The sequence below is a fragment of the Bradyrhizobium sp. F1.13.3 genome, assembly GCF_040548265.1.
Lineage (GTDB): Bacteria > Pseudomonadota > Alphaproteobacteria > Rhizobiales > Xanthobacteraceae > Bradyrhizobium.
In genome coordinates this window covers 68113-82204 of sequence record NZ_JBEPRI010000026.1, presented here as the reverse complement: position 1 = coordinate 82204, position 14092 = coordinate 68113, and the positions used below count along the sequence as shown (strand labels likewise).

Sequence of the window (14092 nt, the reverse complement as noted above, 5' to 3'; positions counted from 1 at the left end):
CTCTACCCGCATCTACCGACCTTAAGGCTAGCCTTAAAGCTAGATCCTCGTCGGATACCTGCAACTCAACAAGGCGGCCCACCCCGGAGGAATACTTCTAAGCGTCCGACCGAACACTGGTGTGTAAACGATCTGAGCACCCTCCACGCCTGCTGACCTGGATGCGTGCCATGCTGACGGCCCTTCGAAAGAAGGAATAGTCTTACGCTGATTTCTCAAGCGCTCCCGCTGGGATGGCCGGATGGCCAGCGCTTTGCGTTTATTGAGCGAACACCTCGCACATCGAAGAAGCCCAGATCGAGGCCAGGCACGACGGGTTATTCAACGACCGCGTGCCGACAGGATGCAGTTCAGCCCCTCGCCGGCGAGCGCGCGCGAACAAAGGTCGCTCTCACTCTTGAACATGTCTTCGGGTAGAAGCCCGCAGGAGCCGGGACTAGATTGCTGGAGCTCCAGTGCGCACATGACAGGCCACAAGTCGTCCGTCGGCCATTGGAGCCAAAGGCGGCATTTCCTGGCGACAGCGCTTGATCGCGTGCGGGCAGCGTGGATGAAACGCGCATCCGCTCGGCGGATTGATGGGACTAGGCACCTCGCCTTCTACCGGTGCTCCCGGCCGAACTCGCGTGGGATCGGGCAACGGAGCCGCCGAGATCAGCGCCTCGGTATAGGGATGGGTTGGATTGGCGAAGAGAGCCTCGCACGTGGCGAGCTCGACGATCCGCCCCAAATACATGACTGCAACTCGATGAGCGATATGCTCAACGACACTCAGATCATGCGAGATGAAGAGGAAAGCAATGCCTGTATTCTGCTGAAGATCCAGCAGCAGGTTTAGGATCTGCGCCTGTACGGACACGTCCAGGGCAGATACCGCCTCGTCTGCGACGATGAGCGGCGGTCGAAGCGACAGCGCCCTCGCAATAGCAAGTCGCTGCCGCTGGCCCCCTGATAGTTCCGACGGAAACCTATGCATTATTTCGGGCCGCATGCCGACCTCTTGAAGAAGGTCTGCGGCAAGCGCCTCGCGCTGCTTGCGCTTGAGGCGCTCGAAATTCTCGACCGGCTCGGTGACTATCTGACCAGCGGTGAGGCGTGGATTTAGCGATGAATAAGGATCCTGAAAAACCATCTGCATGCGGCGACGCCACACGCGCAGCGCGTGCGGTCCAAATTCCGTAATGTCGGTCCCGTCAATGATGACTCGCCCGCTGGTCGGCTCCACGATTCGCATCAGGAGCCGGGCGAGAGTGGACTTACCGCAACCGGATTCACCGACGATGCAGAGCGTTTCTCCCGGTGCGACGGAGAAGGAAACATCCTCCACTGCGCGCACCACTGGGCAATTCTGCTTTAAAAACCCGTTGCCAAGCATATAATGTTTGGCCAGATTCTCGACCTTCAGCAGAGGACCGCTCATGCGCCCATCACCTCTTCAGAGCGCCAGCAAGCTGCCGAGTGGCCCGGTCCGACGTCTCGCATATCAGGTGCCTCTTGACGGCACCTACCGATTACAAATGGGCAGCGCGGAGCAAAGCTGCAGCCTGCAATCGGTTCCCGTAGGCTTGGCACGATCCCGGGAATTTCCGGAAGACGTCGCCTGCGGCCACGCCGCGGATCGGGCACGGAGCGCATGAGACCCTGAGTATAGGGATGCGAAGGACGAGCGAACAGGTCCCTGACGGTTGCCTGTTCGACGATCCGACCGGCATACATGACGATCACCCGCTGGCACGTTTCAGCGACGACGCCGAGATCGTGCGTAATGAACAGCACGGCAGTTCCCATGCGCTCTTTCAAATCGACGATCAGCCGAAGGATTTGGGCCTGTATGGTGACATCGAGCGCAGTTGTCGGCTCGTCAGCAATTAATAGTTCCGGAGAGCAGGCGAGCGCCATGGCAATCATGGCGCGCTGGCGCATCCCCCCTGACATTTCGTGAGGATAATTCTTGACGCGGCGATCGGGGTCCGCGATTCGGACAAGGCCGAGCATCTCTTGCGCCTTCGCCATCGCCTCCTGGCGAGAAACCTTCGTATGAATCCGCACCGCTTCGGCGATTTGGCTGCCAATAGTGTAAACCGGATTAAGGCTAGTCAGTGGTTCCTGGAAAATCATGGCAATCCGATTCCCACGGACCGTCCGCATCTCTTGTTCCGAGACCTTCAGCAAGTCGCTTCCGTGAAAGCGGATCTCACCGCTGACGGTCGCTGCGCCCAACTTTGGCAGCAGGCGCAGAATGGAAAGAGCGGTGACGCTTTTTCCGCATCCGGATTCGCCGACTACACCGAGCGTCTCTCCGCTCTTGACCTGAAAGCTAACCCCGCCAAGCGCACGCGTTATGCTGCCTTGGGCGTAAAAATGCGTCTCGATCTCTCGAACATCGAGAAGCACCCCCTGATCTGCCGTTATTTTTGGCTGCATCTCAACGCCTGCCTTTTGAACGGGGGTCGAAAAGGTCACGCAGCCCATCACCGAGCAGGTTGACGGCAAGTACGGTCACGGCAAGGCAAATGCCTGGCGCGAATACGCTTAATGGCGCAATAGAGAGATATAGACGAGAGCTTGCAATCATGTTGCCCCAACTGGGAATGTCGGGCGGCACGCCTGCCCCCAGAAAGCTTAGTCCAGCTTCCGTCAGAACCGCGCTCGCGCAGACGTTGGCACTCTGAATCATGAGCGGCGGGACAGTGTTTGGTAGGATATGCCGCCACAGCACCTTCGGCAGGCGCGCCCCACCGACGAGCGCGGCGACCACATATGGGGAATCCCGAACGCTGAGAACCACAGAACGAACCAGCCGAGCAGTACTCGGAATACTGGGTATTGTGATGGCGAGGATAAGGATGCCGACCCCCGGTCCCGTTAAAGACACAAGGGCGATGGCCAAGAGGATAGTCGGGATCGACATCAATCCGTCCATGACTCGCATAATGACGTTGTCGAAGTTGCGATTGTAGCCGGCAATGACGCCAATCAGGAGACCGGCCAAAGCCGCTCCCGTTGTCGAAACCAATCCTACCACCAGGGAGATCCTGGCCCCGAACATCGTTCGAGCGAAGACATCACGGCCTAGACTGTCGGTTCCTAACCACATCGCAGAAGACGGCGATTGGAGAATCTTGAACGGATCCATGTTCATTGGATCGCCGGCGTAGATCGGAGCGGCAATCGCCATAACGATCACCAGCACTAATAGACCGCCGCCGGTGAAGACCAAGGGATGTCGGGACGCCAATCGGGGGAGACCGGATATGCCCAGCCAAGCTCTCGGCGCGGCGACAAGTGATGAGGAAAGGAGGGTCATATCAGTACCGGATGCGGGGATCTATCAAGGTGTAGGCAAGATCGACCGTGAGATTGATAAGAACGTAAACACCGGAAACCAGGATCAGAACGCCCTGAATGACGGGATAGTCGCGATTGTTGATTGCATCGACGACCAAGCGACCGACACCGGGTATGTTGAATACCGTCTCAGTGATGACGACTCCGCCGATCAGATAAGCAAGGCTTATGCCGATCACGGTGAGAATCGGGGCGCCCGCATTCTTCAGGGCGTGATGAAACAACATGGAATAGGTCGAGGCGCCTTTGGCCGCGGCCGTGCGCATGTAATCTTCCGAAAGGACTTCCAGCATGCTCGCCCGTGTGATTCGGGCAATAAAAGCGATATATGACAAACTCAAAGTCACGGTAGGCAGGATCAGACGTACGAACCATGCACCAAGGCCATGATCGATGGATGTATATCCCTGGACCGGCAGCCAACGCATCTGGATTGCGAAAAAGTATATAAGGAAGTAGCCGACGACAAACACCGGGACTGAATAGCCGATAGCCGAGAACGCGATGAGCATGCGATCGACAAAGCCGCCGGCACGCCACGCAGCGAAAATGCCGAAGCAGACCCCGGCCAGCACCGAAACGAGCATCGTAAGGATCGAAAGTGAAAGGGTCGGTTCCAGCCGCTGGGAGATGAGTTTCAGAACCGGCAGCCCGGCAAAGATCGAGGTGCCAAGATTACCCCTAACGATACTCAGCACCCAATGGCCGAATTGAACTGGAAGCGGCTCATTCAATCCAAGCTGTTCGCGGATGCCGTCTATCATTTGTTGCGTGGCCGTGGGGCCGGCGATCATGGCCGCCGCATCGCCCGGCGCTAGCCTGAGAAGCAGGAAGACGAAAATCCCGACCACAGCCATCACGGCTATGGCCGAGATCAGTCGACGAAAGATATACATGCCCATCCTCACGCCTTCCGCATGTTCCACATCGGCAGGAGTGCAGGATAGCTGACAAGGCCGGTGAGCTCCTTGCGACGCGCGATAGGCGAAACACTTTGCCCCAAGAAAACGGAGCCCGCCGTATCCCACCATGACTGCTGCATCTTACGGGCCAGCGTCTTTCGATCTTCTAATGTGCCGTTCGCCCATTGTGCCCGAAGAACCTCGTATTCGTCATTCTGCGGCCAACCATAGTACTGTCCGTTCAAAGTCATCCAGCCTGCGGAAAGCGGGTCCCCGAAGCTAAGATCGATGGCGCTCGTGGGATAGATGCTCCACCCCCCACTTTCGACCGGCCCCTTGTTCGATCGTCGCTCGGAAAGCCCGGCCCAGTCGCTCGGTGCAAGTTCCGCATTGACCTCGATCTTGCGCAGCGCAGCGGCCAGAAGCTGCGCGACATTACTCCCCGGAAGCCAGTTCGTAGGTTGGAGAATGACGACCTTCTCGCCCGAATACCCGGACTCCTTGAACAACTGCTTAGCCTTTGCCGGATCGCCGCCCTTCTTGTGCCATCCGGTGTTCGCGTCATTAACATAGGGCGTCCCGGTTCCGAACAAAGACGTGATGGTGTGATTGTACTTTGGATTTGGATTAATAAGACGCAGGAACGCCTCCTGGTCGACCAGATGAAGTATTGCTTGGCGAGCCTTCACGCTCTCGAACGGCTTCTGCAAGCAGTTCATACGCAGAAGATAGTTGTCGCCAGATTTGTGGAGGTCTTCGAGAACGAGATTGGGATCTCCCTCAATCATTGGGAAAAGATTGGCCGGCGGGTCGCTCAGCAAATCGATCTCGCCCGCTTGCAGGGCCGCTACAGCCGTCTGCTGGTCCGCGATCACTTCCCAGATGGCACGGTCAACATTGACGATCTTGCCGCCGGCCAACCCGTCAGGCTGCTCCGCGCGCGTGACATATTTCTCGTTGCGGTCATAGACGAAGCTCACACCCGGCTTAAAGAGCGCCTCATTGAATTTGAACGGCCCCGATCCGATATGAGTAGTCACCGGCTCGGTCGGGGCGCGGTCCGCATCCTTCTCGCGCATGACGAACAGCAGGTAGTTGACCGACTCTCCGAGTTGATCGAGCAACAGCGCAAATGGCTCGTTGAGGACGATAGTGAAAGTTTTGTCATCTTTCCTCGACACGTCTTTGGTTCGTTCCTTGACCAATTGCCCGCCGGGTGTCCGGAGCCAACGACGGATTGAGGCGACGCAATCCCCTGCCGTGACAGCAGTGCCGTCATGAAAGCCCAAGCCGTCCCGGAGCTCGAAGGTATAGGTCTTCTTATCGTCCGAAACCGCCCAGTTTTTTACCATTTGCGGACGAGGCGTGAGTTTCGAATCCAGCGCAAAGAGCGTATCGTAAATCGCTAAGGCGTGGTCGACAGTATGATAAGTTGTTGTCGAGTATGGATCGAAGTTGGTGATGTTGCCGTTCATCATGCGTACCGTTCGCGCGGCGGACGGCGCCGTTTGCGCCCGCAGGACTGACGGTCCCCATGCGGCTGCGCCGGCAGCCACACCTGCTCCAATAAGCTTACGCCGAGAAATCTTCATGTCTCGCCCCCCTTCGAATGAATTGCGGAGGGCACATCCATGCTCCTCGTTCTGACTCTCTCCGTTCCATTGGACGTAGAGAGTGTGATCTTTGCTAAGCCCTAGGCTACAGCTTCCGCGTGCAGAGCTTCAACGAACGTCGTCTCCAAACCTTGCCAGTCCTCAGACGTGTTAGGTGCGGCCCAAGCGGAGTTGACTGAGATCACAACGTTGCTTTGCGGATAGACGAAGATTGCCTGCCCATCACTGCCGAGCGCGGCATAGGAATCCCTATAGATCCACCAGGAATACCCATATCCCAACGCGGCGTGACCGCGGTGCGGCGTCGGGAAGATAATTTGGGCGCGGGTCGCCTCAGCGAGCCAGTCGGGCGGCAACACCTGAGCGGCGCCGACTTTGCCACCGTCCAGCATAAACTGGCCAATCCGTGCGTAGTCACGCAGGGCCATAGAGATGCCGGAGCCGCCTCGATCTCGGCCAAACCGATCAACCGCCCAGTTCGCATCCTCTTCCATGCCGTAGGCTTGCCAGAGCTTGTCCGAAAGGTATTCAGACAGGGGCCTACCAACGGCATTCGAGACTAGAATTCCCGCCATGTCAGTCTCGCCTGTACTATAGTTAAAGGTCGTCCCCGGCTCAGCAGCTCGCGGCAAGTGGCGCATGTACGCGACCATGGGATGTACCCCAGCTTCGTAACAGCACCGGCCAGCCCTAAACACGTCTGAGTTTGGATCGATGTAATCTTCGCTCCATTTGACGCCGGAGGTCATTGTGAACAGCTGGCGGACGGTTACGGTATCATAGACACCACCCTTCATCTCCGGGATGTACTCGGTGACCAGCGCATCCATACTTCTGATGTGGCCTTCTTGGATTGCGGCGCCGGCTAGGATCGCGGTCACTGACTTGGTGACCGATTGGCCCAGCCAGCAATCTTTTTCCGTCCGCCCGAGGGCATAACTCTCGAGGACGACTTCGCCATCCTTCAGCACAATGACACCTGAGGTCTGCATCGCTTTCATGAGGCGATCCAGCTCCATAGTTTCGCCCTTCCAATTACAGCGTGGCGAGATCTGGCGGGCTGCCCTTGGCAGAGGGCGAACGCTGGGCCCACGACGCACTAGGTGAGTGGCATCGAGCTTATCCATGTTACGATAGCCGACGGCTCTCTGCTCAGGCGTCCATTGCGTGTACCAAGAGCTCGCCATGGCGATCTCAGGTAGAGCATCGGCGCCTCTCCGAACGTTCGCGGCGGTTGAGTTCGCCGCCGTCCCAGTCGATGCTCCCAGCCCAAGAGGCCTCGCAGCCATAGTTTCCTCACCCTTCTCGTATTTGTTTAATATTAGGATGGCCGACATTTCGAACTGTGGCTCGATGACCGCCTGCAGCCGCGTTGAGCCTATCAGCGCGTTGACTTTAATTTCGCTAAAAAGCCGCTTGTCGGGGAGGAATTCGTGCACAGCGCGCTCACGTCGTGGCGGAATTCTGCAAACCTCCATCTTCTTTCTTCGCTTCACGACATTGATCCGCAATCCGCGACGCGCTTGCGAAATGTACGATCGGCGTAGAGACCATAACGGGTCCGGCCACCTCGATCGGCAACAAGCCGGCCGATATCGCAGTTGAATAGCTCATCCCCGTCTGCAACTTGGAAAGGCGCCGGGTCATCGTGAGCGTGCGATCGCCCAAGCCTGGCTCGCTGCTCATCCCACGATCGCAATGGTCGCCCGCGACCGTAGTGGCGGATATGGCGAAGCGCGGCCAAGGTGCTGCCGCACGCAGTACATAATCTGGATGAGACGGGCTTCCATCCTGATTGCCGCGCCGCAAGTCGCCGACCGTTAGCATCTGATGGAGAATGCAGCCGGACTTTCCTGACGCTGAGATGGATCCCAACCCGCTCAAAGCCGCCTAGCAGCTCCAGTATGAAAGCTACGTCTGCCGCCGAGATCGAATGCGGCCACCGGCGCAAAGGAGTTCTCCGTGAGGCCGGGTAGCGGCACATCAACGACTCTTCTTGAGCGGAAGGACGAGCGCTCGCGGTAAAGCTCCAAGTGTTAACGAGAACGCTCGGCGCTTCGAACTGCAGAAAAGAGAAAGGCCTCCGGCGGGCATGCCGGAGGCCTTCTTGGAGGTTTAACTCTGATGCTACAGAGCCGTTATTTGCTCCTTCCGCTGGTTGACCAAGACTTAGAAGTTCCTCTGAGCACGAAGGAGCAGCACGAGGCTGTTCTGGTCCTTGAGCTCATACGCAGTACCTGGCTTGGCGATACCCGCCTGCAACGGAAGCGTTACCGTGCTTGCGCCGGCGTACTTCTGATCGAGCATCATGTAAGCGAGCTCGCCGGTGAAGGTCAGATTTTTGACCGGCGTCCAGGACGTCTTCGTACCGATTGCCGCGTAGTTAAAGTCGGGGTTACATCCGCCTGCTCCGCTCGAGAGCGCCAGAGTGGTGACCATTGCCCCGCAGATGTACCCCTTCGCCGTGTTGTTGTACCTGACGGCAGCCCACGCGCCGAAGATCGAACTGTTCCAGTAGGGATCCCAATTGTGGGTGTAACCACCATTGAAACCATACGTCGTGGTCAGCTCCTGGCCAGCGCCGGTAACGAACACAGAGTCAGCGACACCCGCCAGACCTAAACTCTGGTAAGCACCCGGCAGCCCGGTGCTGCCATACATCGCGAACGAGCGCGACATATAGTCGTGGAAGTTGTAGCTGCTTGCGCCGTACGTATACACGCCCGTCAGGTTGATCGTGTCGCCCGCGCCAGTCGGGAGATTCTTGATCGACAAAGCGAGCTGACCGGCCCAGCCCCATTTGTCGCTCGCGTGACCGGTCGTTTCGTCAGCCCCATAGTAGCCTGCATGGTTGTCGTGCGCGGCGACCGAAGCTTGGAAAAGGCCCCAGGCCTGATCAACACGAACTCTCGCCACGAGGTCAGGGGCTCGCGACCCGCCGATGTCGTTGGCGCCGTAAGCTCCAGCTGCGAGACCCGCGGCCGTCGCGCCGCTCACGTTCCAGACGTTGGTCGTATAAGCCTGAACCTGATCTTGGGCCGAGAAAGATGCGGTAATGCCCTGGCCGAAGTCTGCGGTATACGTGACTTGAGTAATCGGATCCCAGCCGCCGCTGCCCGGCAACTCAAAGTTGTTCGCTGGATATTCAGCCCAAGGCGTCCTGAACTGCGATTCCGCCTTGCCGAAGGTGAAACCGGCGAACTGGATGAAGGCGTAGTACACGCCGAGCTTACCGCCCGCGATCTGGCCGCCGCCGCTGCCAGCCGGGTTGGAGCCATTATAAGCGGTCGAGCCGTTCACGGCCGTGCTCCCCGCGCCGCCGTAGCCGCCAGTGGACCAACTGAACACACCCTCGTAGAAGGTCCGCACCACACCGTATTCGGTGGCGGTGCGCGTATCGATTTGCAGATCTTGGCGAGCCAAGGTCGTATAATAGTTGCTCAGGCGGTTGTGAGCGCCGCCCAGGCCGCTGTTCGCAGCATCAAAGTCGGCGTGCGTCCCAAGCACTGCATCGACGCGCAGATAGCCACCGAGCTTGATGCAGGTGTCAGTCCCCGGGATGTAGTAGAACCCCGCACCGTACAGCGAGCAAATCTTCACATACTCGATCGCCTTTGCCTTGAGAGGCAAATCAGCCGCCTGCGCCCCAGCGCTTGCGAGCATCGCGGCAGAACCGAGGATGAGACTCTTCGTCAATTTCATGGGTTAACCTCCGAGTTGAATTCGCGTCCGTCTAGATCCGCCGCAACGAACTCACCCTCAGTGGGCGGGTGTTGACGGAACGACTTCGAGGCGCCCCCTCTCCGTCTCTTCCCGTATAATTGCTGAATACAATTGCTTCAATCAATTCATTTCGCGCGCCAATTGATTCGTCAGAACTGTTGCGATTCAGCAACATGGCGCTTACAAGCAGCCGAAGGCTCTCCAAAAAAGCAAAAAAAGAACCCTCAGGGGGCATCCAGAGGGTTCTATTTGGAGGTTTAGCATGACCGAGGCGCCGAGGAGCCTTACGATCTGACAGCAAGATATCGCAAATGAATTGAATTAGTCAATTAACTTGTTGCATGACGGGTATGCCTCGTCAATTCGTCGGAAGACGTGTACGCGCATTCCAGCTAATGATCATTTGTGCCCACCCCGGAGGCACCAAAGACGTGGTGGAAAGCCAATATGGGCGAAAAACATCAGCTGGATAGAGCAGTTAGCGAATTCATCTGGAACATCGTCGAAATCCACTCCCAGCTGGAGGAAATACACAAGGGCTGGGCTGAAATGATGGGAATTAGCGAACCCCAATGGTTGATCCTGATGGCTATCGCCGAGCTCGACCAGGACCGAGGCGTCCCCGGGATCGCGGTTGCAAACAAGCTGCGAGTCCACCCTGCCTTCGTGACAAATCAAACGAAGAAACTCGAGGAGCTCGGGCTGCTGTCCCGGGTGATATCCCCTAATGATGCAAGATTCTTGCAGATCTCGCTGACTCAGAAGGCGTTGACGGCAATCTCGGGCCTGTCGAACAAACGAGAAGCACTGAACTTGACAATGTTCGCCGGACTAGACGAGGCGTCGCTTGAATACCTCAACAAGCGACTGGGCGTGATCGCCAAAAACAGTCAATTGGCCTCTCAAAAACTCAGTATAGGCGTCCTGTAAGTGCATCGTCGCTGCCGAGCCTACCCGCAACCTCCTTCCCCTATGCAATTTATTCAGCCGCAAGGATGGAAGCACGCCGGCGCCACGAGACGGGGCTAGCAATCAGAGATGCGGGCAGCACGTTTGCTCGCCCAGTGACCTGGACTGGACCATTCGGCCCTCTGGGCGGCAAAATGGTTACGGAGCCGAACCATGCATGAGTTTTCGCTCTAGCCAGCCAAAGACGCAATCGTCGGAAGTGACGAAGTTCTCGACTTCGTCTTGGATAGGCCGAGCCGTCCGCGGCATGACTAACTCGAGATCAATGCGAGCGGCACTGCAATCCGCATGTAGTTTGATCGCCTCCGCCGCGCTGACGGTGCCACGTCCACCCACAACCACGAGGACTGGGCATCTCAACTGTCGCATCAATCGCGAACGACGTACCGAGGCCAGATCCTCGTCCGCCACATCAGTTGCAGTGTTACTCATCCAGCGTATAGAGGCCAAGGTCCGCGCCCAATTCCAAAGGCCGCCATCGCAAACCGCCGCAGCAACTCGGCGGTCCGATACAGCGAAATTCGTAGCGAGACCAGCTGACGATGCTTCGCCATATATAGCAATCCGAGTGGGATCGACGTCCGATCGAGCCGACAAGTAATCAAAACAGCGAGACAACAACATTTCTGATTGGCCGCGCCAGCGATTCGATACGTCATGGTGCGAGACCACCAGAATCGACATGCCCCGATGAGTGACGACGGGCAAGATCCGTCCCAGCAAGGTTGTTCCTATCTCGTCTTCGCCACTGATGCACACGACCGCTGGGACGCGTAATTCTTGTGCGCGGCCGCCGAAATAATAGGCTTCAAATTCCTGGTCTCCGCCTGGAATTTTTACGCGCTCCAGAGTTAGTCCGAGAGATCCAAGCCTCTGAAGGCCCGCCTCGACTTTGCCGGAAACGGCGTCACGTTGACGGTCGTCTTCATCAAGTCGCCTGGCAACTTCAAAGGCAGTCAGCGCACTAAGCCAGGCCTCTGTCGCATCGTCGAACGCCCCTTCGTCAAGGCGCAGGTCAGCGACACGAGAATGAGTATCCCCGATGCTTGTCCAGGATGTGGCCCAAGCCTGAGGGCCTGAATTTCCGTAAATGTCCTGCAGATTGTCGAGAAACGCCGCAGCGCTACGACGTGTGGATGCAAGATCGCCTCTCACATAAGGCCAAGCAGCGCATGCCATCCGATTCCGCCCCCCAGGTGCAGCTCCGCACCGCGCTCGAGATTTGCCTCTCTGTCCGAGTGGTCGCGTGGAGATTGCTCAATGGGTCTCTTTCGACCGTCTCCATCTTTCTGCAAATTATCAGTGATCCGCGAAGGAGAAGTTCTTTGATTTGGGGGGGAGCTATTCCGAAATTCTGCGCCTGACAGTGACAATGCGCAGCTTTTTGACCGCTGGGACCCTTGACCTCTGATCCCAGAGCAAACTGCTCGATGCCAAATCTGGACATCAGCGCAGGTGCAGCCACGCGCAAAACCAGGGCGCACTCTCGGTAACCCTGTTTGCAAGCCGCTTGGAAGCCACCACCGGGCAGCGGCCAAACTCGGCTCAGGCGACTTTGACAGATGCGCCGCGCGAGCGGATTTGCTTCTGGATGGAAGTCAAGCTCGGACCTCAATCCAGCAGAGATTCCTCGAAAGGATAGGTCGACAGCATTTCATAGCCATCCTGGACAATAAGGACCTGCTGCTCGAGCTTGACGCCGTCGCGCTCGCCGGCTGCGCCAACATAGCTCTCCACGCAAATGACCATCCCCTCTTCGAGGATTCCGTCATAGGGGGACGGCTTACCGCACACCGGATTAATCCGCGGATACTCATCGGCCATGCCAACGCCATGGACGAGGCAAGTGTAGGCATTGGCGTGGTATTCCTCGGGCAACATCAATGCTTGTTGTTGGAAATCACGGAACGAGATTCCCGGCTTGACCAGTCGCAGATTGTGCTCAACTTCCTGCATGGCCAAGCGATAAAGCTCCTTCTGCCTCTTTGTCGGTTTTGCCGGACCGCAGTGAAATGTGCGCGAAATGTCTGCGAAATAGCCGAATGGGCCGATCATATCGGTATCGAAGCCGACCAAGTCGCCCGACTCGATCTGTCGCTGTGACGCCTCCTGGAACCATGGATTAATACGCGGTCCGGATGCGAGCATACGGCAGTCATGCCAGTCGCCGTTGTTGGCCAAATTTGTATAGTTGAGCAAGCCCCATAGCTGCAGTTCGGTTACCCCGGGACGCATCGCCTCTTTCATCTTTGCGATGCCCAGCTCGGCAACACCGATGGCCCAGCGCATGCAGGCAATCTCGTCCGGGGATTTGATCAGACGCGCCTCTTCAGATACAATTACCCCATCAATCACTTCAATCCCGCGCTGGAGCAAGGCTTGAGTGATGGTGGGGTTGACGTATTCCACTGCCACGCGCTGATTGCCGGTGCCGATTTCTGAAAGATAGCCTACGACATCGTCCGCCAGTAGGCGGGCGGCATCGGTTAGTTCGTAACCACCATTGAAAAATGAAATGGGTCGGGCCGCCCGAATCTCGTCAGCGCCAGGTGGTTTGAGGTAATCATAGGTCCCGTGAATAATGATCGGGCCCTCGACAGGCACGAAGAGATAGCTGTTGGGAATATGCGACTGAAACAGGCCAAATGATCGATAGTCGACCGCGTATCGCAGGCTTAGCGGGCTGACCAGAATGCACATCGATGCCCCCGCATTGCGCAGGGCACCGCGCAGACGCTCAATACGATAGGCGTAGAGACGCGCCATATCGATTTCGGGCATCTCTTTGTACTTGCGGAGATCACTCCAGACGTCGGCATTTACTAGTTGGTCGGGGGTCATTGCTTCAACTACCCGTCGGTTCCATCGCAGCATTTTCCTTCGTCTTAATATGGCACTATGTATAGATCGATTGCGCAATAGTGTGCCTCATCAATGCACAAATTGCGCGTTCCCGCGCCCATTTCGCAGATTTCGGCACCTCGCCTGTTCTGACGGCCAGCCCTTGGTGCAATGGCGATTTGAGGCCCAGTAGGCAGCGACGATGAGGAGTAAACTCCCACGTTCCCAACCGCCGCGATTCGATCGACTGGAAACTCGACCTCTGCGGCTTCCCGGCAAAGTAGGCCTGATAGCGAGCGTTCATTGTTGCACGACAGAAAACGCGTCGTCGCTCCGGCATATTAAACGATCCCTTGCTAGCACGTGCTTTGGTTCCGCGCGCACGGCGCGGCCTGTACGAGCTATCCACCACGAACCGTCCTGCCTGTGCTTCTCGCATCGGCATATGCTTGGCACTGATAGTGTGACGTCTATGCTGCGGAGCGCCAGCACCGGCTCCGCTGAACTGCAAGGTCGTCACCACAACGACGGCAGCTATCCAGTGGCCGGTGCTGGTCTCCAACAGCAGCGCAGTATGCAAGGCCACAACGGTAGTTGCTTGCGCGTCCGCTTTCGGGGAGTTTTATAGCTGCGGGAGTCCTGATTCTTCGAGCATGGACCAATCACCACCTTGGTGTGCGGCATATGATGAGAAGT

Annotated in this window: 10 protein-coding genes and 1 pseudogene; 2 read left to right on the top strand and 9 right to left on the bottom strand. The window is 57.4% G+C overall.

What is annotated here, in order from left to right:
- Positions 1–436: 436 nt before the first annotated feature.
- The 6 genes from ABIB66_RS39930 to ABIB66_RS39905 form a co-directional block, all read right to left on the bottom strand.
- Complete coding sequence (locus tag ABIB66_RS39930; protein WP_354259043.1) at positions 437–1420, bottom strand: ABC transporter ATP-binding protein; 984 nt, start codon at positions 1418–1420, stop codon at positions 437–439.
- On the bottom strand, positions 1417–2424 hold the full coding sequence (locus tag ABIB66_RS39925) for an ABC transporter ATP-binding protein (protein WP_354259049.1): 1008 nt from the start codon (positions 2422–2424) through the stop codon (positions 1417–1419). Before ABIB66_RS39925 ends, ABIB66_RS39930 begins: the two co-directional genes overlap by 4 nt.
- 1 nt (position 2425) lies before the next feature.
- The gene (locus ABIB66_RS39920) at positions 2426–3307 is read right to left on the bottom strand and encodes an ABC transporter permease (protein ID WP_354259040.1); all 882 of its coding nucleotides are present in this window, start codon (positions 3305–3307) and stop codon (positions 2426–2428) included.
- A 1-nt stretch (position 3308) separates the two neighbouring features.
- Positions 3309–4250 carry an ABC transporter permease gene (locus ABIB66_RS39915; RefSeq protein WP_354259037.1) on the bottom strand — a complete coding sequence of 314 codons (942 nt, stop codon included), beginning with the start codon at positions 4248–4250 and terminating at the stop codon, positions 3309–3311.
- Between the two features lie 2 nt (positions 4251–4252).
- Positions 4253–5842 carry an ABC transporter substrate-binding protein gene (locus ABIB66_RS39910; protein WP_354259034.1) on the bottom strand — a complete coding sequence of 530 codons (1590 nt, stop codon included), beginning with the start codon at positions 5840–5842 and terminating at the stop codon, positions 4253–4255.
- A 101-nt stretch (positions 5843–5943) separates the two neighbouring features.
- Entirely contained in the window at positions 5944–6864 is a 921-nt protein-coding gene (locus tag ABIB66_RS39905; protein ID WP_354259031.1) for a serine hydrolase domain-containing protein, read from the bottom strand.
- A gap of 617 nt (positions 6865–7481) precedes the next feature.
- Here ABIB66_RS39905 and ABIB66_RS39900 point away from each other — a divergent pair.
- Positions 7482–7684, top strand: a pseudogene (locus ABIB66_RS39900) (hypothetical protein); the annotation flags it as partial.
- 348 nt (positions 7685–8032) lie between these two features.
- Here ABIB66_RS39900 and ABIB66_RS39895 read toward each other — a convergent pair.
- Positions 8033–9565, bottom strand: a complete 1533-nt coding sequence (locus ABIB66_RS39895) for a porin (RefSeq protein ID WP_354259029.1) — start codon at positions 9563–9565, stop codon at positions 8033–8035.
- Between the two features lie 468 nt (positions 9566–10033).
- Here ABIB66_RS39895 and ABIB66_RS39890 point away from each other — a divergent pair, with 468 nt between their 5' ends.
- Positions 10034–10516: a MarR family winged helix-turn-helix transcriptional regulator gene (locus tag ABIB66_RS39890; protein ID WP_354259026.1), complete on the top strand. Its 483-nt coding sequence runs from the start codon at positions 10034–10036 to the stop codon at positions 10514–10516.
- A gap of 177 nt (positions 10517–10693) precedes the next feature.
- Here ABIB66_RS39890 and ABIB66_RS39885 read toward each other — a convergent pair whose 3' ends face one another.
- Both ABIB66_RS39885 and ABIB66_RS39880 read right to left on the bottom strand, forming a co-directional pair.
- Positions 10694–11734: an alpha/beta hydrolase family protein gene (locus ABIB66_RS39885; RefSeq protein ID WP_354259023.1), complete on the bottom strand. Its 1041-nt coding sequence runs from the start codon at positions 11732–11734 to the stop codon at positions 10694–10696.
- 432 nt (positions 11735–12166) lie between these two features.
- On the bottom strand, positions 12167–13396 hold the full coding sequence (locus tag ABIB66_RS39880; protein WP_354259017.1) for a M24 family metallopeptidase: 1230 nt from the start codon (positions 13394–13396) through the stop codon (positions 12167–12169).
- Positions 13397–14092: the final 696 nt, after the last annotated feature.